Consider the following 20,845-nt stretch of genomic DNA (forward strand, 5'->3'; position numbering starts at 1 on the left):
AGGCATCCCCTTTATACACTGATATTTTTTTCAAAAACAAAGACGGAAATTGCAAAATCCTCTTCAATTTTAATATCTGAAAATAAGTGCAGTAATTTGCTGCCTATCAATTCTTCCATCCCCTCGGGTGGTGATTGTGTATATAAATCCTGAATCATACTTGTCCTTGCAGCATGTACCATTTTTAGCCCTTCGGGTGTACTGGCAATAAATTTTTCCGTCGGTGTAATATTTCCGTATAAAGTGGATACAGCCATATTCTCGACAAAAACAGTATGAATACGCTCTGGCCCTTTTCCAAATACTTCTTTTCTTAACTTTCGAATCATATCATTAAATTCATGTATTTTTTTAGACATAGCAACGATTCTCCCATCGTAAATAAACTTTTTTAGGCAAATTGATATGAGGTCACCCTTACAGTTTGTTAATGATATAGCAACTTGAAAAAAATTAAAAGAGATAATATTTTTTGATAATCATTCTCATTTAATAAATTTTATGATTAATATTGTTCATTTTGAAGGATAAGTCTATAATAATACATATCACAAATGGAATTGATTTATTTTAATCCCTATCTCACGATGTTGCATAGTGTTTTTAATATTTGAATTCTATTGTTATTAAAAATAAAAGTAGATTGAGTTTTTAGCAAGACCTGCTAAGAATTTTATCCACCATGAATTATTAGCATGTTTTGGACATGTAATTTCATGGTGGATTTTTTTATTTTTTTAAAAACCGAGACATGGATAACTTGTTATTATCTAGAAATTACACCTATTTCAAGGTAGATAAAAGAACAATAGGGAATTACAATAATAACAAGACAATCGCTTCAAAAATAATCAACTCGATTTGTTATTCCCTTTTGTCTTTAGCCGTAACAAATTGTCCTATAAGTCTCAAAGTGAATAGGAGGAAGTTACCTTGACTCAAATTAATATTAATGGCGCTCCATATGATGTAAAAGAAGGAGCTACAATCCTTGATACCATTAATCAACATGCCATTCCTCATCCTCAGATTTGTCATGTGCCCGCTGTAGACCCAATTGAAACATGTGATACTTGTATCGTGGAGGTGAATGGCCAATTAGTTCGTTCCTGCTCCACAAAGGCAGTAGACGGCATGAATATTTTATTAACTTCTGACAAAGCAAAAGCTGCCCAAACTGAAGCAATGGACCGTCTACTCGAAAATCATTTACTGTACTGTACAGTATGTGATAATAACAATGGAAATTGTACATTACACAACACAGCCGAATTAATGGAAATCGAGCATCAAAAATATCCGTACACGCCCAAAGTTGAACCACATGAAGTGGACATGTCGCATCCATTTTACCGATATGATCCTAACCAATGCATTGCATGTGGGCAATGTGTAGAAGTTTGCCAAAATTTACAGGTAAACGAAACATTATCACTCGATTGGGAAGCAGAAAGACCACGTGTAATTTGGGATAAAGGCGCAGCCATCAATGATTCTTCCTGTGTAAGTTGCGGTCAATGTGTAACCGTTTGCCCATGTAACGCCTTAATGGAAAAATCCATGCTTGGAGAGGCTGGATTTATGACTGGTTTGAAACAGGATATGTTAGATCCAATGATCAGTTTGATTAAGGAAGTTGAACCAGGATATAGCGGTATTTTTGCCGTTTCCGAAGTAGAAGCAGCCATGCGTAGTAAACGCACTAAAAAAACGAAAACAGTATGTACGTTCTGTGGGGTAGGTTGTTCATTCGAAGTTTGGACAAAAGACCGAAAAATTTTAAAAGTACAGCCTTCCGATGGTCCAGTAAATGCGATTTCGACTTGTGTCAAAGGGAAATTTGGCTGGGATTTCGTCAATTCTGAAGAACGTATTACAAAACCTCTTATACGTAAAAATGACGAGTTTGTTGAATCATCATGGGATGAAGCACTGGATCTAATTGCAACAAAACTTGGTGGTATTCAACAACAATATGGTCCTGGTTCTGTCGGCTTTATCTCTTCTTCTAAAATTACAAATGAAGAAAATTACTTAATTCAAAAAATGGCACGTCAGTTATTTGAAACAAATGACGTCGATAATTGTTCTCGATATTGTCAATCTCCTGCTACAGATGGTTTATTACGTACAGTAGGTTTAGGTGGTGACGCTGGTACGATTAAAGATATTGCTAAAGCTGGTCTTGTTATTATTGTTGGTGCTAACCCAGCTGAAGGTCACCCCGTTTTAGCAACGCGTGTGAAACGTGCACATAAATTACATGGTCAGAAATTAATCGTTGCCGATATACGTAAACATGAAATGGCTGAGCGTTCAGATATCTTTATGCGTCCGAAACAAGGGACTGACCAAGTTTGGTTAATGGCAGTTACCAAATATATCATAGATCAAGGATGGCATGATGAAGCCTTTATTCGAGAAAATGTCCTTCATTTTGATGATTTCAGACAAGTGCTTGAAACTTATACACTTGATTATGCGCAAGAAATGACTGGTATCACGAAAGAAACATTGATTGAAGTTGCTGAGATGATCCGTGATGCAGACGGTACATGTGTTCTTTGGGGCATGGGTGTAACGCAAAATACTGGAGGTTCATACACATCAGCTGCTATTTCAAATTTACTATTGGCAACTGGTAACTATCGCCGCCCCGGTGCTGGAGCATACCCTCTCCGCGGTCATAACAATGTTCAAGGTGCCTGTGATATGGGAACATTACCAAATCTATTACCAGGCTATCAAAAAGTGACAGACGATGAGGCACGTGCAAAGTTCGAAAAAGCTTATGGTGTTCCTATTCAGTCCCAACCAGGTCGTACTAATATGCAAATGTTAGATGCCATTATGGAAGGTAAAATGAAAGCGATGTATTTAGTGGGCGAAGATATGGCGCTTGTTGACTGTAATGCCAACCATGTAGATGAGGTACTTTCCCAAATAGAATTTTTTGTGGTACAAGATTGTTTCTTATCACGTACAGCACAATATGCAGATGTTATATTACCAGCTGCCCCTTCCCTTGAAAAAGAAGGTACATTCACAAATACAGAACGTCGCGTTCAGCGTCTGTATCAAGTTTTACCAACACTTGGTGAATCAAAAGCGGATTGGGAAATCCTTCAAGCCGTGGCACGTCGATTAGGAGCAGATTGGCATTATGATCATCCAAGTGATATTTTTGATGAAATGGCGAGCCTGTCTCCCCTATTCTCACAAGCCAACTATGATGTCTTAGAAGGCTGGGGTAGTTTCTGTTGGGGTAGCCATGATGGAAAAGATACACCGTTATTATATGAAGATGGCTTTAACTTCCCAGATAAAAAGGCCCGTTTTGCTTTAAATGATTGGGTACAACCAGTTGAATTTGAGGCACAATACGATTGTCATATTAACAATGGTCGTATGCTTGAACACTTCCACGAAGGAAACCTAACAAATAAATCGAAAGGTATTCAATCAAAGGTACCTGAGATTTTCGTTGAAGTCTCACCAGAATTGGCAAAAGAGCGAGGCATTGAAGATGGAGCCCTACTCCGTTTAGTATCTCCATATGGCGCATTAAAGCTAAATGCCCTTGTTACAGATCGCGTACAAGGAAATGAATTATTTTTACCAATGAACTCTGTTAGCAAAGATTCAGCTATCAACTTCTTAACTGGTCCTGCAGCAGATATTAATACATCAACACCAGCTTATAAACAAACAAAAGTACGAGTAGAAGTGCTAAAAGCAAAAGGCAAAACACCACTTCCTCGCACTAACCCTCGCTATAAAAAGCGTCATCCTCAAAATGGTGTTGAGGTACAACGAAAATGGAATCGTCCTGGCTACGTTCACTTAACAACCATAAACGAAAGAGAGTGAGAGCATGGCTGCACCCATTACAAATATTAAAAAACAACAAGTAACAGAAGAACAGCTAAAGGAACAAAAATTAGACAATCTTAAACAACTGCTATCTGATCAAGAAGAAGCGGTCAATCAAGTGTTGCGTATTATGGCTGAATTAAATGATATCGGTGCATTAGAAGCAGCCATGAAACTACTAGAAGCCAAAGAAGAAGTCGCCCATGTTGCACTTGGACAATTAACACGTAAACCTGTAACCAATATCATTAATAATTTAATGGGGGTTGCGGGAGCATTGACGGAACTAAATCCTGAAACAACGACTAAGCTAATTGATGGCTTAAATTCAGGTGTGGAGGAAGCCAACAAAGCACTTGAATCCGATGAAAAAGTAAGTGCCTTTAAGCTTGTAAAAATGTTAAATGATCCAGATGTCAATCGTGCGCTCAATTTTGGGGTCCATTTCTTAAAGGGACTTGGCAAAGGTTTAAAAGAATAAGGTGGTTCTGATATGTTAGTACAAGAAGATGTAATTAACGCATTACAACAAGTTCAAGATCCTGAGCTTCATCAGAGTATCGTCACATTGAATATGGTGCGCAATATTCATATAAACGACACTCATCTATCACTGGATATTATTTTAACGATACCGGGATGTCCGTTAAAAGCGAAAATCCAGCATGATGTGGAGAAGGCATTACAAGCGATTGGTGCCTCCAGTGTTGCCATTACCTTTGGCGCTATGACAGATCAGGAACGTCGTGCATTAACCGCCTCTCTACAAGAAAAAAATGTTGATGCACAAGGAATGCCACACATGTTGCAGCTTAATTCTGGTGTGCAATTCATTGCCATCACAAGTGGCAAAGGCGGAGTTGGGAAATCGACTGTTACGATTAATTTAGCGGTCGCTCTTGCCCGTCTTGGTAAACGTGTAGGCATACTAGATGCTGATATTTATGGCTTTAGTATTCCTGCTATGATGAACATTGACCAAAAGCCTACTATGCTTGATCAAACAGCGATTCCAATTGAACGTCATGGGGTTAAATTGATGTCGATGGGCTTTTTCACGGATGGGAATCAGCCTGTTATGTGGCGTGGTCCTATGCTCAACAAATGGATTCGCAATTTCCTTGTCAATACGGTATGGGGCGATTTGGACTATCTCTTGATTGATTTACCTCCAGGAACTGGAGATGTGGCCATTGATATGGCTGCGATGATTCCACAAGCACAAGAAATCATCGTGACAACACCGCATCTTGCCGCGTCTCATGTCGCATCCCGTGCAGGCTTGATGGCACAACATACGAAGCATACTATTCTTGGTGTAGTAGAAAATATGGCTTATTTTGCAGGGGCAGATGGTCAAAAAAACTATCTCTTTGGACAAGGTGGAGCCGAACACTTGGCAGATTTACTGCAAACCCAAGTAATAGCTCATATTCCGTTCGCCCAGCCTGAAGAAAATACAGGCTCCTCGGTATATGATGAAGAAACAATCATAGGCGAAATATTTACTCAGCTAGCAGAAGATTTACTATATTCTTAATCATAAATCCCTTGATTTGCTTTTACACAAATCAAGGGATTTTTTCTGTCACAAATAGCCAGCCTTTTTTAATACTTGCATGAAATAAAATCGATACGTATTTTGCACGAATGTATCTAAAGGGAGCCCTACATTCACCTGATATTTCGTAAAAATAAAATAAAACCGTTTATCCCATTTTAAACGTAATAACGCTCCTGCATCTTCACCATACTTCGCTGTAAATTCCACAATCAAGGGCTCAATCATCTCATAACAATAGTCTTTTAAATTCGCTAGTGCTTCAATATCTTTATCCCTTTGAAAGCGAATAATCCAATCCACTAATTGCTCATTCATATCCAAACGTCATCCTTTTATATAGAGTTTCTTCCTATTTAATAATACTCTTTTTTTAAGGAGCCGAAAAGTGAACTATTGAATTATCAGAATTGTTTGGGTGACTGGCACTATATTGGGGTTGCGAAAATTTGTTTTTCTTCTGGGTCCCATAAAACAATTCCAACATCTTGTTTTTGATCGATAATACGAATCGTAACAGGAACATAGTCAAATAAAATAGAATTTAATTTTGTACTAATAAACTGCAAAAGACCAATCAATTCCGTATCATTTATTAAAGGTGCATGTACCTCTATTTTAATATCTGCTAATTTTCCGTCTTCATATCGCAGCTTTCCAAATGCTTTAGGATTTAAATGTTTGAAATTTTTTTGTATTTCTTCTTTAAAACTTAATAATTTATTATATGTATCTTGGTCCAAACTATATAAGGCATCGGAAGGGAACGTGTAATCTCTCTTATCTATCTCAGTCCATTTATCTATTTTATCCTTGCTCTCCGCAATAAAGGTTTCAGCTAAGAAAATACCTGGTAGTATATCATTTTTATTGGATTCTTGATACAACGTTAAATAGATTGGCACATTCGGCATTGCTTCATTTTTTCTTATATCTTTTACTATTGTTTCAGCTATTTTTTTACCATAATTACCTACATCATTTACATCATCGTCATTATTATCAACTTTCACTTGGTCTGTATAAATCAAGCCTTTATCATCAGATACCCGTATGTCATAGTATTCATTTAATGATATGGCTAATGATATCCCTTCTATTTTTCCACTTTTTTTGTTAATGTAATTTTGTTCTAACACATGTGATAAAATGAGCGGATTCGCTTTTTCATCCTCTAAAACATTACCAGTATTATTTTCTATTGGTGGATTTAAACCTAGGCCTTCTTCAGTTTTTCTAGCTAACCATTGATTAATCGTATTTTTATCTAAAAATTGGCCTTCCTGCATATAAAAACTATTTGGAGAAAAATAATTTACTGATAAATTCATTAACCCCTTCTCAATTTCATTAATATTTAAAGTATTATTCATATTACTAACAATTAATCCTCGAGCAACATTCAATTTAGCAGGTTGTTGAATTTCGAATGTTTCCTTTTTCTGAATTGAAGATATATACATTTTTTCTTTATTATTATCGTCTTCATCATCACTACAAGCAGCTAAAAATAATAAAGGTGATATCAATAATAGTGCACTCTTTCTTATCCCCATATCTATAATGCTCCTTTCTTATTGTAATACTATGAAAATCTTTCACTACTATCGTCATACCTTATATTACCATAAGTTCTATTAACATTTATATTAAAGACTTTTTATATTGCAAACACTGTTTGTTATTTAAAGACGGTGCAAAACCTCCAGCTTCTAGAAAATAAAACAATCGTTTTACTGTTATTTAAAGATCATGTTTAATCCAAAATGGAGTTTAATCTACATACAAAAAACCCTATAAAAATACAGGGTTTTTGCAAATTATTTATATAAATAAACTCTCACTCATAATGGCTTTTAAATAATGTACTGTTCCTTGAACATTAGTCAAAGAATCTTTAGTCAATTCAATTGCCATTAATACTTCATCTGGCACTTCAAAAGGTGCTTTTATATATTCCGTAAACTTGCTTTAAATCCAAATTTCAGATCCTGATCTATCGCTACTAAAGACAAGTCAGAAATAAAAGCATCTGATTGTCTAATTTTTTATTTCAAATTTATATGGCAAGTCAAACATGCTATTTTTTCTAACTAAATAAGTAACTGCGAAATTGTGTGTAAATTGTTTGGGTGACTGGCACTCTCGGGACAATACCGAACTTAATCCTTACGAACTTATTTTGTTCCGCTTGCTCCAAATCCAGAAGCGCCACGAACAGTTTGGGATAATTCATTTACTTCTAGAAGTTGAATAGAAGGGACAATCTGGATTACCATTTGTGCAATACGCATTGATTTCTCAACGATAAATGTTTCTTTACCATGATTAATTAAAATAACGCCAATTTCCCCTCTGTAGCCTTCATCAATTGTACCTGGACTATTAAGAACAGTTACACTATGTTTTAATGCTAGTCCACTTCTTGGACGCACTTGCGCTTCTGTCCCTTTTGGTAATTCAATTTGTAAGCCTGTTTTTATTAATTTTGCTTCTCCCGAAGGAATTTCTACTGCTTCTATTGAATAAAGATCCATTCCAGCGTCACCTGGATTTGCTTGCAAAGGTAGCAATGCATCAGCATGAATTCTTTTGATTTTTACGTCTAAGTTCATTATTTTCATCCTTAACGATTAAATTTAAATGTGTCATCTGTAATTGGCGCTACTTTTGCTTTTGCGTAAGTAGAACCCTTTTGTGAAAAGAAGTCATAGGTTGAGCCTTCATTGCGAATACCATTCATAACGATAGGATTAACTTCTTCTTCCGGGAACATTGGGTCAAATCCAACATTCATTAACGCTTTATTAGCATTATAGCGAACGTAAGCTTTTACTTCAGGCGATAAACCTGTTTCAGCATAAATATCCTCTGTATAATTCATTTCATTTTGATATAAATCCAGCAATAATTCATAACCCCATAATGTCAGCTCTTCTTGCTTTTCTTTAGAAAATTGCTTGTATAAATTTTGAGCAAAGAAGCCTACTGCCACACCGTGGATGGATTCATCGCGTAAAATAAGGGAAATAATTTCTGCACTATTGCGAAGAAAGCCTTGCCCTCCTAAGTACAATGGATAGAAGAAGCCAGAGTAGAAAAGGAAAGATTCTAGCATAACGGACGAGAACATCGCTTTCCATAAACTTTCTGAATCCCCTTCTTCAATGCTATTATAAATATCTGCAATTTTATTAGCCTTATATTGTAGATATTCATTTTTCTTTACCCATTCAAACAGCGCGTCAATTTCTTCATTTGTACAAAGCGTTGTGAATATATATGAGTAGGATTTTGCATGTATCGCTTCAAATGCATCAAATACAGTAAGAACAGCCTTTTCTTGAAGATCTGTTGTAAAAGCAGCAACACGATTCATCCCAATATTAGTTTGAACTGTATCCAGTAATGTTAAGCCTGCAAATACTTTCTTATACGTATCTTGGTGCTCGAAATTTTTCCACTGTTGGATATCCTTACTTACTGCAATTTCTTCTGGAAACCAAATTTGTTTCCATTGTTGGTCCCAAAATACTTGTGCTAGTTCACTCGTTGATTTATTCCAATTGACCGCTTCGTAAATTATATTTGACATGCGACACACTCCTCTAAGCTTTGCAAACGTTGACGGACATAATAAACAGACTTAATCCCTTTTACCCAAGCATAAATATAAATTTTAGCCAACTGTTCTGTTGTCCAGTTATCAGTTACATACAGCGTCATCGAAATACCTTGGTCTACATGTTTTTGAGATGCTGCATATAAATCGATTAAATCATATGGATTCACATCATATGCTTCAACATATAAATGACTGTTCTCATTTGTTAAATGTGGCATTGGATAAATTGTTCGACTATCCGCATAATCACGTACCTCTACACGCTCAGTACTTGGTGCAATCGAAGCGGTACAGCTACGAATATATGAAATACTACCAGTTGGTGCAATAGCTAAACGATAAGAATGGAATAAACCATATTGCATAACATCCTGCTTTAATGTTTCCCACATTTTTGATGTCACGATTGGAATATTTCCTAGTGCTTTTAATACAACAGGTGAGAGCTCTACTTCGATTTTATTTACATATTGATCAAAATAAACGCCTGAAGCATAATCACTATCCTCGAAACGGTAGAAAGTTTCGCCTCTTTCCTTAGCAATCTCCATAGATGATTTAAGTGAATAATAGTTCATCGCTTCCATAAAGCTATCCATAAAATCAATCGAATCCTTTGAACCATACATGATTCCTTCTGTAACAAGATGGCCATGCAAATTCATACAACCAAGCCCTACCGAATGCATTAGCTTATTTGCTTTAGCTACAGGCGGTACATTCGTGATGTTCGTCATTTGCGACACATTCGTTAATAAATGCATTGCGGTATCAACTAATGTTCCAAAATCATTTACTTTACTTGCGGCATGAATATCAATTGAACCTAGGTTACACGATACATCCAGCCCGTATTCATTTGGTTCATTTTGGTCAGTAATTATACTTGTTTCCTGTACTTGTAGAATTTCTGTACATAGGTTCGACATTTTTACACGACCTATATTTTTGAGTGGGTGTACATCGTTGACATTATCATCGAAAATTTCGAAAGGATAGCCTGATTCAAATTGTGCTTTTTTCACTTCTGTATAAAGTCTACGCGCATTCAAGCGTTTAATCTTACGGATATTCGGGTTATCTAATAACTCGTAATACATCTCAGTAATTGAGATTTCAGACATCCGTTTACCATATTCTTTATAAATATCATATGGACTAAACAACACAATATCTTTATCACGTTTCATAAGTTCAAAGAAAATACTTGGAATAATAATACCTGTTGATAGCGTTGCAAGACGGATTTTATCATCCGCATTTGGCTTTTTCGATGAAATAAAATTTTCTATATCTGCGTGGAAAATATTTAGATAGACAACGCCAGAGCCGTTTCGTTGTCCAAGCTGGTTCGAATAGCTAAAAGAATTTTCTAAAAGTTTCGCAACCGGGATAACACCACTTGCACGATTTAAAATTTCTTTAATTGGGTCACCTAATGGACGTAAATCTGTTAAGTTTACCCCCACGCCTCCGCCAAGGCGTGATAGCTCCAAACAATAACCAATATTTTCAGCAATACTATTCATTGAGTCGTCCATTGATAGTTTAAAGCAGCTTACTAATTCGCCACGTGCTTTTTTCCCACTATTTAATGCGGTTGGCGTGGCTGGTTGGTACGCTTCCATCATTGCCTCAACAGAACGTTCTGCTAAGACAGTGTTCCCTTGTGCTAAATATAAAGCAATAATAACAATACGATCCTCATATTTTTCTAAAATTTCTTCTCCGTCACGACTTTTCATTGCGTAGCTATCATAAAATTTACTCGCACTCATAAAAGAAGGGAAGCGGAAATTGTAATCGTATGCTTTTTTGTATAGATGTTTAATAAAATCTATATCATACATGTCGATAAATTGTTTCTCATAGTAACCCTCTTCAACTAAATAGCGAATTTTTTCTTCAATATCAATAAAATAACGTAGACGCACATTTACATATTCTAAAAAATAACGGCGTGTTGCTTCACGGTCCTTTTCAAGCTCTAATTGACCTGTCGTGCTATAGCGATTAAGCACCTCATTATTAAGCTTTAAGTATGTTTTCATCCCTTCACCCTCGTTTCATAAAACATTTGTATGACTTCATAATCAGCCTGATATCCCCGTAAATCTAATTTACATACTAGGGGGACCTGATAGGCTTCTGCAATTTTCTCACCAGCTCCGCCAAACACATGGTGCCCAAAATTACTGTTACCACTAACAGCTACTCCCTTGCAAAATTCCCTGTTTTGCTCTAAGAAGCGGGCTACTTTTGCAGGAATATCACCTAAGCCGTCTGTGTATGTTATTAAAAGATAGGGCTCAGTCAACAATAATCCATCATATATTTCAATTGATTCACCATCTAATTTAGTAACAATACTTCGCACATTACCTGTACGACTGGCATAAACGATCATATTGCAATCATCTCAATTTGAGAAACAATTTCTTTGACATCTCCTATAAATGTGTCATTTACTTCAAGAACAGGCACACTTAAAAAGCCTGCGTCCATAATTTTTTGCTTTGCTTGTTCGTCATGATCAATATTCACAATTTCTGCCTCAAGTCCTGCGCGTTGTAATTCCGATTTGACCCAAAGACATTTTGGGCATATAGTTTTAGTATAAAGTTTCATTTTAAATTCCCTCTTTTCATAATATAAAAAGGCTATCTCTTGGGAGAGACAGCCTAAGTTAGAAACGTAAAAAAGCAAAATAATAGTCACGTCCCCATTTCTTATTCCCCGAAGAAAGGTTGATTTGTTTTATTATAGGCAGGTCTCCTGGCTTTGCTTCATTCTCTGATATCCTTCCCATACCAATGCACAGTGGATTAAATCATCGTCAGCTTAACAGTTGCGGGGACAGCGTCGGATATACCGAACTTCCCTATTAAACTACATATAGTAGTACCTACATAAAACGAACACAATATATTGTTATTGAACACAATTAAGTGTACCATCCTTCAAGTAAAAAGTAAATCCAGAAAAGTGAATTCTTTATAGTGTAACTTTTCATTATATTCTTTAGGATTAACAAACTGTTAATAAATGAAAACAACTAGCTAGTTAAGCATAATAAACAGTATAGTCAGTAGTTCCAAAGAATTATAGCTTGATTTACATGACGACTATTCATAGAATCTCAAGGAATTATTATGCTACCTACTGCAGCCTATATTAAACTGAAGATGATATATAATATAAACTTCTTAATATAAGTTTATATCTGTTAAACCATTTTAGCCACTATCGTAAGCCCTATTACTACCATACATTTCTTTTACTTTATCCAGAAAAAAGATTTTAAAAAGAATCTGCCGTCTGTTAGATTTCATTTATACTATTTTTGTAGAGCGATCTAACCCTTCTTTGTTCTTTTGTACTCGTTTGCTTTTCTGATTAAAAACGAATAGCCATCTGACATCAATGAAATCTCGACATCAGATGGCAATTTAATTTAAGAAAGTCTACATGTAAAGATACCAACTAGCTCAGTTATGAGCTGGAATAAAGGATTCCACAATTGCAGCTAAAGCTTGAATGGTATCATAGCTATCACCCGGAAACTCGGATTGGGCAAATTCAACTTGAAGTTCCTCACATAATCTATGACATTCATATCCGACTTCAAAATAGGACTCAATATCCGCTGATAGAGAAAGGAGCTCACATGTGACGATACCTTGAGCACCCTCGCCTTGCAATGAATTAATCGTATCTTTTACATTTGGACCTAGCCAGTCACCTTTCCCATGACCACTTCGATATGTAATATGCCAGTTATCAATTTGAACTGTTTTTGAAATGGCTTCAGCTAATTCAGAAAACTGGCGTACGTAGTTATCGTTTTTTTCGGGATCAATTGGCTGACTATGGACTGTATATAAAACGTGCGTCTGTGCTCGTTTTTCAACAGGAATCCATTCAAATGCACGTTGAACACGATCTTTATATACAGCAAGTAATTCATCGTTTAAATGCCAATTTTTCGCATGAATGACCTTAACGTCATGAGAAGCTAATAACGAACTAACTTCATCATGAAATGCAGCAGCGCCTGTAGACATAATCGGATTCACAGGTAGCGTAATAAAAGTTGTAATCCCATCTGCAAGCATTGTGTTAACAACATCCGGAATATAAGGTTCTGTATGCTTGTATGCATTATATACTTTTACAGGCTGTGTTAAGCGATGCTGTAAAGCATGTTCCAGCCCTTTAGCAATACGTCCCGTATTTGCTGCTAATGGATCAATACCACCTAATTTTTTAAATTGTGCCGTAACGTTTTCAATCACATGAGGTGGTGGTGTTTTACCTTTCATTATATGTGTAAAATAAGGTGTTACATCGTCTAAAGATTTCGGTGCGCCATAAGCGTAATAAATTATACCAATCATATTTAAAATCTCCTTTTCTTCATTATAATAAGTTAACTTTTATGGATGTTGGAGTTGCTGCATATTTCTATCAGAAGCATGGGCAACTATCATTTACAAAGACTTGAGCACAATTTTAACGGCGTAAAGATTGGATTTCCATCTTGCATATAAATTTCAGCATCAATTTCAAAAATTGTTTGAAACATTTCTTTACATAATACACAATGTGGTGAATCGTCGTAATGGATTTTCCCTTTCTTTAGGACAATCAGACGTTCGCTATTTTGTGCAGCTTGGTTAATATCATGTAACACCATGATAACGGTCATATTGTATTTACGATTTAACTCTTTTACAAGCTCCATCACTTCTAATTGGTGTGCAATATCTAGATATGTTGTTGGCTCATCTAGCAGCAACACTTTAGGATGCTGTGCTACAGTCATTGCGATCCAAGCACGTTGCCGTTCACCTCCAGACATCGAAGGTAGTACCCGATTTTGCAACTCTTTCAATCCAGTTACATCAATCGCCCAATCAACGATTTCTTTATCCTCTTTTGACAGGACCGTCTTCCCTCCGCTATGCGGATGACGCCCAAACTCCACTAACTCGCGCACTGTTAAATCTAATTGATGACTATTCATTTGCGGGAGCATCGTTAGGGTTTTAGCCACTTCTTTCGACTTCATTTCATGAATGTTTCGTTCATTTAAAAATACTGTACCATTATTCGGTTTTAAAAGACGTGAAATCACACGTAATAATGTTGATTTCCCCGAGCCATTCGGACCTATTAAACTAACAATTTCTCCTTCATTGATCTTCAAGGTTATATCATCTAACTGGAACTTGGTGAACTCATGTTGATATTGAATGTGCTCAGTTCGTAGCAATGGAATTCCCCTTTCTATGAATTAAATAAAGGAAATACGGCCCACCAATGAATGCTAGTAAAATGCCAACAGGAAACTCAATAGGATCAAATACTGTTCTCGCAATGGTATCAGCGAAAACAACAAGTAAGCCACCAGCTAAAGCTGAAGTAGGTAGTAAATACTTATGATCTCCACCGATAATTAGTCGTAAAATATGCGGTACAACCAAACCTACAAACCCAATTAATCCGGCAACACTTACTGCTATCCCTGCTAATAACGTACTTAATGCAATTAAAAAGAATCGACTTCGTTCAACATTGTGCCCTAAAAGGCTTGCCATTTCATCTCCTAGACGCATGATACGAATATGTTTAATTGCATAAATTGATAATATAATTGCTACAAGAACATAGTAAATAATCATGTTAAATTGCACCCAACCAACACCTGTCAAACCACCAGACAACCATGGTAGGACGGATTGTACACGATCACTATACAAAATCATTAGTGCATTTGTTCCTGCACCACAAAGGGCATTAATGGCTACCCCTACTAAAATAATTCGCATTGGGGATGTACCACCCTTTTTCACCGATAAAGAATACACGATCATTGCGGCGACAAAAGCACCTAAAAAAGCTGCAATAGGTAAATATATAATATAGCCAGGAAAAACAACCATTACTGCCACCGCCATAATTCCAGCGCCGGAAGTAATTCCAATAACCCCTGGATCAGCTAATGGATTTTGCATGACACCTTGTAAAATCGAACCTGCGATAGCCAAACAAACGCCTATAATCATACCCGTTAGTATACGGGGCATACGGATTTCCCACACGATTCGTCGTGCCATCGTATCTTCTGAACTAAAAATCCCATTAAACACTTCACTTACCGAAAACGAAACTTGCCCGATCATAAGGCTACCGACACTTACTATGACCAAAAGGATCGGTAACATAATTAATGCCATTCTTCGTTTTTTAGCAAGAGGGTGTGCATATTTTTCCTCTTCTATTATCATCGCAATTTCCCCACTATAAAAAATGATTAAGCTGCTTCTTCAGCTGTCTTTAAAGCGTCTCGCATATAGTCAATGGCTTTTATTACTTGTGTGCCTGGATTGTCAAACAAATCTGCAGGTAAAATGATAATCTGATTATTTTTCACTGCATCTAAATTTTTCCAGGCCGCATTTTCTTTCAATTGTTTTTCAAATCCTTCTTTTACTGTCGCTGGGTTCGCGTGCGTAATCAGCATAATTACTTTTGGGTTACGTTCAACAATTTTCTCAACACTTAAATTCGCGTAAGTTGGAAATTTATCTGTCGCTGGTAAATCGGCTGCGATATTTTTACCACCTGCTTTCTTTAATATATCTCCGTATAAAGAATTATCCAATGCGGCTAAATATGTACCTGGTGCTCCATAAACAATTAGCGCATCTAACGTTGATTGTGTAGCGCCTTGTGCAATTTTCTCATCAATTTGTGCCACTAACTTTTCTGCTGTTGCTATGTTATTAAACAACGCTCCATATTTTTTAATCGTATTTTTAATATCATCAATTGAATTCATAGTTGAGTAGACTATTTTCGTACCTGTTGCTTCTACCGTTGTAGCAAACTGCTGGAAGTTAGGTGGCACAATCAGCACTTCCGCATTCAATGCAGCAATCTGCTCAAATGATGGTTCATGCGGGTTACCTATTTCTTGAATCGCTTTTACTTCTGCCTTCATATCAGAAGAAATCGTTGGTCGACCAGTAACGTTTGCACCTAACGCAAGCAAAATATCCAGTACTCCTCGATGTAACGTTGCAACTGAAGCTGGCATTTCTGCAAACTCATGCTTATTTCCAAGGTCATCTATTAATGTTACCGTCTCCCCTGTTTCAACTTGTTGTTCCATTTCTACTTTATCTATTGAAGCATTCCCATTCGCTTGTTTATTTTCTTCTCCACATGCTACTAATGATAATGCTAAAGCACCTACTAATAGAAATTTAATCTTCTTCATGTTAACTACCAACCTTTTCTTTTTATTTAAAATTGAAATGAAATTGATAATCATTCTCATACGATTGTTTATGATTCTATTTTAAATAATAATAATTGTCAATACGCGTTTTTAATGTTGTTTTTTTAATTTTTTTATTGCATAGCCAATTAATGTATGTTTTAATTGATAATGATAATCAATATCAATTAAAACTATTATAAAGGGGTCATAAATATGATTACAGTTACTAACCGCTTTTTAGTAAAAAAAGGCTTTGCGAATAAAATGGCACCATTATTTATATCTGATAAAACTTTATTGAACTGGGAAGGCTTTAATAAAGTTGAAGTGAACGTTTGCTCTGAACCAGAAGATCACGATGAAATGAACGTTATGATGTTCTGGGATACAGTCGAGCAATTCAAAGCTTGGCGCGAATCTGATGACTTTAAAAATTTACACCGACGTGAAGAGATTGGTAACAAAGAAAGCAGCGAAGCATCACCAATAATAGATAATCGAATTGTTATTTCTGAAATTGCTGCAACTTTAGTAAAGTAATTTCAGTACATGGATTTCTTTCAAGATTACCATTACACATATGAGTATTAATTCAAGAATAATAACTATACGTTCTCAGACGTTTCACATCGAGTTTACAGGCTAACATTCTAACTCAATTCGTTTAAGGACGCTTTTAATATTCTCTTATAAATCCACCCACAATAGATTATTGTGGGTCTTTTCTCATAAACAATAGTTTTGACAGCTAAATTAAATTAGGCGTTATTCTACTTTAGCAAACTATCTTATTTTCCAAATTTTAAATTTAGAACACTTCCCCTTTTCAGTTGAAAATAAAAAATAATACTCTTCCTTATTTTTTACATAAATTAAACTAAAAAAGCACTCACTTGAATTTAAGTGTACTTTTTAGGTTACTTCCAAACTCAATAAAAACTAGGCTTTTAATCGTTTAAAAAATGCAATTCAAGTTAAAATTGAATTGCATTTTTTTATTGGATGAGGATTCTGCAGCAATAGTACGAGTTGAATATATCTTAGGAGCACAAAGTACAATTGCCTCATCAAATTTTCAGACAAAGTTTATGGGATAGTAATAGTTTCTTACTTAAAAATTAATCAATTAAACTAACTAATTGTAATGATCGTTTTAAAATCTTTGCCATTTGAGCACGTGTTAAATTACTTTGTGGGTTTAAATAATCATTAGAGCCCGTCATAATATCAAGTGCTTGCAATTCTGATACTGCTTGCTTCGCGTAGTCAAAAACTTTATTAGCATCTTTGTACGATAAAGCATTTTCATTAACTGTTACTTTATAGCCTTTATATTCAAGCATACATAATATCATTGCCGCTGCTTGCTGACGTGTAATATTTGCTGTTGGGTTAAATGTTGTGGCATTTACACCAGTTACAATACCGACCTCTGCAAGTGCTTGTACTTCATTTTCATACCACTGCCCTTTAACATCCTTAAACGCAGTTGCTTTAGCTGATTGAATATTTAAAGCTCGAGCAATCATCACTGCAAATTGTGCACGCGTTATATTTTTATTTGGACTAAATGTTGTTGCTGTTGTACCTGTTGTTACCCCAGCAGCGTATAAAGCTAAAATTTCATCCTTACTGAAGACATTTTCGATATCTGTAAAAGGATTTTGGATAGTATTATTAGGGTTATCAGGATTAGGATTATTAGAGTTATTTGTTTCTTCCTCTAAAGTTGGCACATTAAAAGTAAAGAATAATGTGTACGCCCCATAACCTAAGCTCCCTGAATCGATAAATATTTTTGTAACGCCATTGCTATCTTGAACTAATGGTAAACGTACAACACGTACTTGTTCCATTTTCTCACCTGTTGAACTAATCACTTCGATATTTTGTTGCTTACCATATCCATCAATATAAGCTAGTGTTTCAAAACCATAAGCTTTACCGATTAATGTCATTTCAATGTAACGTTTACCGTCAATCGTTACTAATTCAGCTTTCGTGAAGTATGGTGCTAAGTAGTTTGTAATAAAATCAGCCATATTACCGTTAGGATCAGCCTCCATTTTATACGTAATTGACTGACGTGTATGCTTTTCAATTGAATTTGTCGTCGTTGCTGTTACATTTGAGGAAATTGTCTTATCCGCCGTTACCGCTTCAAAAACAAGATTATCCAGTGTATCTGCTTCAAATGAAAGTGTTGTTGTTTTTGCAATTGCAACCGGTACTAATGAAGCTACTATATTCGACCATTTCGCAATTTCTTTACCATTCTGTTTGACAATAAAATTTTGTAAATTATTTTCAATATTTATTGAAAGTGTCACTTTATATTTGTTATTCTCAAATACTGTTTTTGCTTTTTGTAAAAATACAGCTATTTCTTTTGCATTGTTAGCAAATTCAAATTTAACTATTCCCTCTTGACTAAAGTTCACTGTAGTACCTGTGTTTGTGTTTGTTCCGTTATTTGTGGGATTTCCATTTGTGGAACCACTATTAGTTGAACCACCTGTACTCGGGAATGTTGTACTACCATTAATCTTTGAAAGTGACGCTTCATCAAATTTCAAAAGAACATTATAGTCATGATGATAGTTAAGATCTGCAATATCTACTTTTACCCACGCATTTTGAAGCGCAGATAGACTCGATACTGTAAATTGCACTACTCGTACATCATTTGAATCGCTAATCGTACTAGGTGTTGCACCATTCACTGTAAATCCAGTAATCCATGAACTATTTTTTAATGTTAATTGAACTTGATAAGAAGAACCATTTTTCACTACATATGCTTGATTATCTACATATGTGTTCATAATAGAACTACCAGTACCTGATTCATTTAAAAACGTAAAGTTCACTGTATATAACCCACTAGTTGATTGTTCATTGTTTTCAGTGTTAGAATTGTTATTGCCACCGGTATTTGAATTATTATTGTTCTCCCCAGAACCTGATTCACTGCCGTTGGTATTTTCTTCTGAACTATTATCCTCTTGCTTTGCAATTTCACCTGTTAATAGAACTTTTTCAACTGTCGTACTCATAGACGAAGCGTTCCCATTTCGCTCAGTTGTTAACGTGAACGCTAAATTTTCTAATGAATCTACTGTAAATTTAATTACCCTTTTCGTGCTTCCTGCTGTCCATTCTGCAACTGTTTTATTTCCTTGTTTTACAGAAAAGCCCTTCGTTGTATCATTTACAACTAAATTCATTGTTACAGCTATTTTATTGTCTGCTGTTTTTGTTGCGTATGCTTGTCCTAAAAGTGATGCGATTATTGTATGAGCAGGTGCACCAGAGCTGACAGCTGTCAGTCCAAACTCAATCACTTGGTTGTTTGAGTTGAAATGCTCAGGTAAATAAACACTTGTTTCTTTTACTGGTTTAAAATCAAATGTAAACGGCGTTGCTGAATATCTGTCACCTGACATAATAACTGTAGCTTTTAAATCAGCATCTAATTTTACTTTTATGACACGTACTAATGAATTTCCTTCTCCTTCAGAGCTTACGATTTCTACGTCTTCTCCGTTTTCACTGCCTACTTTTAGTGTCGTAAATGCATATGTGTGACCTGTTAGTTTAATATATGCATATTTTTCCTCACCCTCTGTAGCTAAATCAGCATAGTTAATATAACTTTTAAAATACGTATCATATGTCTTATTATTTGTTAAAAATGTGAAAGGAACGTTCTTTGTGATAACTTCTTCTGTGTTATCCCCTGGTTGTTCTGGTTGTCCTGGTTGTCCTGGTTGTCCTGGTTGTCCTGGTTGTCCTGGTTGTTCTGGTGCTTCTTCACACACACGATTAACTTCCGTAACATCGGCAACTTTTAAATACACAATATAGTCATGGTCATAATTTATCATCGGAATGTAAACATCAACCCATGCTTTTATTGTTTGCGCATATTGATCAACTACGAATGTGTAAATATCGTTACCATTAGTATCTGTTGTTTTTTCAATAGCTGCTTTTAATTCGCCACCTGATTCAACCTTAAAATCCTCATACCATGTTGTATTCGCTTGTGGCACAGTAATGTCTATTGTATATAGACCATTTTTTTGCTTAACAGTAGCTTCCTTTTGTACATAGCTATTCATCATTGAATCTGCTGTTTGTTGTTCATTGAGAATTTTGATATTTGCTGAATAGTTAACTGCGCAACTAGGTACGGTATTCTCTTCCGCCCTTACTTCCATTCCAAAGCCCGGTAATATTGCACCTAACATCAGCACTACCATAGCTACATATTGCAAAAATTTCTTCAATACACTGACCTCCTGAATTTTTCAAATTATTTTGACCTATGCTGTGCGTTTCTACCTCCTTTTTATTAAAAGATTTTCTAGTACTATCCCTAAACTCGAATAATTCTCATTGTCAATTAAAGTTCATGAAAACATCTATGGATTCCCCGAATGTTTTAAAGTATACAATCCCTTGTAATTGATTATGATTCTCATTCTCACTCATT

The 20,845-nt window shown here is 35.6% G+C and carries 17 protein-coding genes and 1 riboswitch; of the genes, 4 read left to right on the top strand and 13 right to left on the bottom strand.

Annotation, left to right across the window (positions count from 1 at the left end; translation table 11 throughout):
- Positions 1-11 precede the first annotated feature (11 nt).
- Positions 12-359 carry a Na-translocating system protein MpsC family protein gene (locus ACIQXJ_RS11405; RefSeq protein WP_173478387.1) on the bottom strand — a complete coding sequence of 116 codons (348 nt, stop codon included), beginning with the start codon at positions 357-359 and terminating at the stop codon, positions 12-14.
- A gap of 574 nt (positions 360-933) precedes the next feature.
- On the opposite strand from ACIQXJ_RS11405, the gene fdhF reads away from it, so the two are divergent.
- Genes fdhF through ACIQXJ_RS11420 form a run of 3 tightly spaced genes read left to right on the top strand, consistent with a single transcriptional unit; the run spans position 934 to position 5,413 of the window.
- Positions 934-3,870, top strand: a complete 2,937-nt coding sequence (gene fdhF / locus ACIQXJ_RS11410; protein WP_403053469.1) for a formate dehydrogenase subunit alpha — start codon at positions 934-936, stop codon at positions 3,868-3,870.
- A gap of 4 nt (positions 3,871-3,874) precedes the next feature.
- Positions 3,875-4,354: a helical membrane plugin domain-containing protein gene (locus tag ACIQXJ_RS11415; protein WP_403053472.1), complete on the top strand. Its 480-nt coding sequence runs from the start codon at positions 3,875-3,877 to the stop codon at positions 4,352-4,354.
- 12 nt (positions 4,355-4,366) lie between these two features.
- On the top strand, positions 4,367-5,413 hold the full coding sequence (locus ACIQXJ_RS11420; protein ID WP_403053475.1) for an Mrp/NBP35 family ATP-binding protein: 1,047 nt from the start codon (positions 4,367-4,369) through the stop codon (positions 5,411-5,413).
- A 48-nt stretch (positions 5,414-5,461) separates the two neighbouring features.
- On the opposite strand, the gene ACIQXJ_RS11425 is transcribed toward ACIQXJ_RS11420, so the two are convergent.
- The 11 genes from ACIQXJ_RS11425 to ACIQXJ_RS11475 all read right to left on the bottom strand — a co-directional run bounded on the left by ACIQXJ_RS11425 (position 5,462) and on the right by ACIQXJ_RS11475 (position 16,344).
- Positions 5,462-5,752 carry a hypothetical protein gene (locus ACIQXJ_RS11425; protein ID WP_401008478.1) on the bottom strand — a complete coding sequence of 97 codons (291 nt, stop codon included), beginning with the start codon at positions 5,750-5,752 and terminating at the stop codon, positions 5,462-5,464.
- A gap of 110 nt (positions 5,753-5,862) precedes the next feature.
- The gene (locus ACIQXJ_RS11430) at positions 5,863-6,990 is read right to left on the bottom strand and encodes a CamS family sex pheromone protein (RefSeq protein ID WP_403053478.1); all 1,128 of its coding nucleotides are present in this window, start codon (positions 6,988-6,990) and stop codon (positions 5,863-5,865) included.
- A 621-nt stretch (positions 6,991-7,611) separates the two neighbouring features.
- Entirely contained in the window at positions 7,612-8,049 is a 438-nt protein-coding gene (gene dut / locus ACIQXJ_RS11435) for a dUTP diphosphatase (protein ID WP_403053481.1), read from the bottom strand.
- A gap of 11 nt (positions 8,050-8,060) precedes the next feature.
- Positions 8,061-9,029 (bottom strand): class 1b ribonucleoside-diphosphate reductase subunit beta, encoded by a 969-nt coding sequence (nrdF, locus tag ACIQXJ_RS11440; RefSeq protein ID WP_340825359.1) that lies wholly within the window; start codon positions 9,027-9,029, stop codon positions 8,061-8,063.
- Entirely contained in the window at positions 9,017-11,110 is a 2,094-nt protein-coding gene (gene nrdE / locus ACIQXJ_RS11445) for a class 1b ribonucleoside-diphosphate reductase subunit alpha (RefSeq protein ID WP_403053484.1), read from the bottom strand. The genes nrdF and nrdE overlap by 13 nt, the downstream gene beginning before the upstream one ends.
- Positions 11,107-11,466: a class Ib ribonucleoside-diphosphate reductase assembly flavoprotein NrdI gene (gene nrdI / locus ACIQXJ_RS11450; RefSeq protein WP_403053487.1), complete on the bottom strand. Its 360-nt coding sequence runs from the start codon at positions 11,464-11,466 to the stop codon at positions 11,107-11,109. The genes nrdE and nrdI overlap by 4 nt, the downstream gene beginning before the upstream one ends.
- On the bottom strand, positions 11,463-11,687 hold the full coding sequence (locus ACIQXJ_RS11455; protein ID WP_173478376.1) for a glutaredoxin family protein: 225 nt from the start codon (positions 11,685-11,687) through the stop codon (positions 11,463-11,465). Before ACIQXJ_RS11455 ends, nrdI begins: the two co-directional genes overlap by 4 nt.
- Positions 11,688-11,807: 120 nt before the next feature.
- Positions 11,808-11,983: riboswitch (cobalamin riboswitch) on the bottom strand.
- Positions 11,984-12,547: 564 nt separating this feature from the next.
- Positions 12,548-13,456, bottom strand: a complete 909-nt coding sequence (locus tag ACIQXJ_RS11460; RefSeq protein WP_403053490.1) for a ferrochelatase — start codon at positions 13,454-13,456, stop codon at positions 12,548-12,550.
- 89 nt (positions 13,457-13,545) lie between these two features.
- Complete coding sequence (locus ACIQXJ_RS11465; RefSeq protein WP_403053493.1) at positions 13,546-14,334, bottom strand: ABC transporter ATP-binding protein; 789 nt, start codon at positions 14,332-14,334, stop codon at positions 13,546-13,548.
- The gene (locus ACIQXJ_RS11470; protein WP_403053496.1) at positions 14,321-15,349 is read right to left on the bottom strand and encodes a FecCD family ABC transporter permease; all 1,029 of its coding nucleotides are present in this window, start codon (positions 15,347-15,349) and stop codon (positions 14,321-14,323) included. The genes ACIQXJ_RS11465 and ACIQXJ_RS11470 overlap by 14 nt, the downstream gene beginning before the upstream one ends.
- 26 nt (positions 15,350-15,375) lie before the next feature.
- Entirely contained in the window at positions 15,376-16,344 is a 969-nt protein-coding gene (locus ACIQXJ_RS11475) for an ABC transporter substrate-binding protein (protein ID WP_403053499.1), read from the bottom strand.
- A gap of 216 nt (positions 16,345-16,560) precedes the next feature.
- On the opposite strand from ACIQXJ_RS11475, the gene ACIQXJ_RS11480 reads away from it, so the two are divergent.
- On the top strand, positions 16,561-16,887 hold the full coding sequence (locus ACIQXJ_RS11480; RefSeq protein WP_401008498.1) for an antibiotic biosynthesis monooxygenase: 327 nt from the start codon (positions 16,561-16,563) through the stop codon (positions 16,885-16,887).
- 578 nt (positions 16,888-17,465) lie between these two features.
- Here ACIQXJ_RS11480 and ACIQXJ_RS11485 read toward each other — a convergent pair.
- Positions 17,466-20,639, bottom strand: coding sequence for an NEAT domain-containing protein (locus tag ACIQXJ_RS11485; protein ID WP_403053503.1), 3,174 nt, complete (start codon positions 20,637-20,639; stop codon positions 17,466-17,468).
- Positions 20,640-20,845: the final 206 nt, after the last annotated feature.

Source organism: Lysinibacillus sp. NPDC097868, assembly GCF_044761135.1.
Taxonomy (GTDB): domain Bacteria; phylum Bacillota; class Bacilli; order Bacillales_A; family Planococcaceae; genus Lysinibacillus.

What these genes read in the sequence shown, in the direction of transcription:
- nrdE (WP_403053484.1), bottom strand. Translation starts at nt 11,110, where the DNA reads ATGAAAACATACTTAAAGCTTAATAATGAGGTGCTTAATCGCTATAGC.
- ACIQXJ_RS11420 (WP_403053475.1), top strand. Translation starts at nt 4,367, where the DNA reads ATGTTAGTACAAGAAGATGTAATTAACGCATTACAACAAGTTCAAGAT.
- ACIQXJ_RS11480 (WP_401008498.1), top strand. Translation starts at nt 16,561, where the DNA reads ATGATTACAGTTACTAACCGCTTTTTAGTAAAAAAAGGCTTTGCGAAT.
- nrdI (WP_403053487.1), bottom strand. Translation starts at nt 11,466, where the DNA reads ATGATCGTTTATGCCAGTCGTACAGGTAATGTGCGAAGTATTGTTACT.
- ACIQXJ_RS11460 (WP_403053490.1), bottom strand. Translation starts at nt 13,456, where the DNA reads ATGATTGGTATAATTTATTACGCTTATGGCGCACCGAAATCTTTAGAC.
- ACIQXJ_RS11405 (WP_173478387.1), bottom strand. Translation starts at nt 359, where the DNA reads ATGTCTAAAAAAATACATGAATTTAATGATATGATTCGAAAGTTAAGA.
- ACIQXJ_RS11430 (WP_403053478.1), bottom strand. Translation starts at nt 6,990, where the DNA reads ATGGGGATAAGAAAGAGTGCACTATTATTGATATCACCTTTATTATTT.
- nrdF (WP_340825359.1), bottom strand. Translation starts at nt 9,029, where the DNA reads ATGTCAAATATAATTTACGAAGCGGTCAATTGGAATAAATCAACGAGT.
- ACIQXJ_RS11455 (WP_173478376.1), bottom strand. Translation starts at nt 11,687, where the DNA reads ATGAAACTTTATACTAAAACTATATGCCCAAAATGTCTTTGGGTCAAA.
- ACIQXJ_RS11475 (WP_403053499.1), bottom strand. Translation starts at nt 16,344, where the DNA reads ATGAAGAAGATTAAATTTCTATTAGTAGGTGCTTTAGCATTATCATTA.
- dut (WP_403053481.1), bottom strand. Translation starts at nt 8,049, where the DNA reads ATGAACTTAGACGTAAAAATCAAAAGAATTCATGCTGATGCATTGCTA.
- ACIQXJ_RS11415 (WP_403053472.1), top strand. Translation starts at nt 3,875, where the DNA reads ATGGCTGCACCCATTACAAATATTAAAAAACAACAAGTAACAGAAGAA.
- ACIQXJ_RS11470 (WP_403053496.1), bottom strand. Translation starts at nt 15,349, where the DNA reads ATGATAATAGAAGAGGAAAAATATGCACACCCTCTTGCTAAAAAACGA.
- ACIQXJ_RS11425 (WP_401008478.1), bottom strand. Translation starts at nt 5,752, where the DNA reads ATGAATGAGCAATTAGTGGATTGGATTATTCGCTTTCAAAGGGATAAA.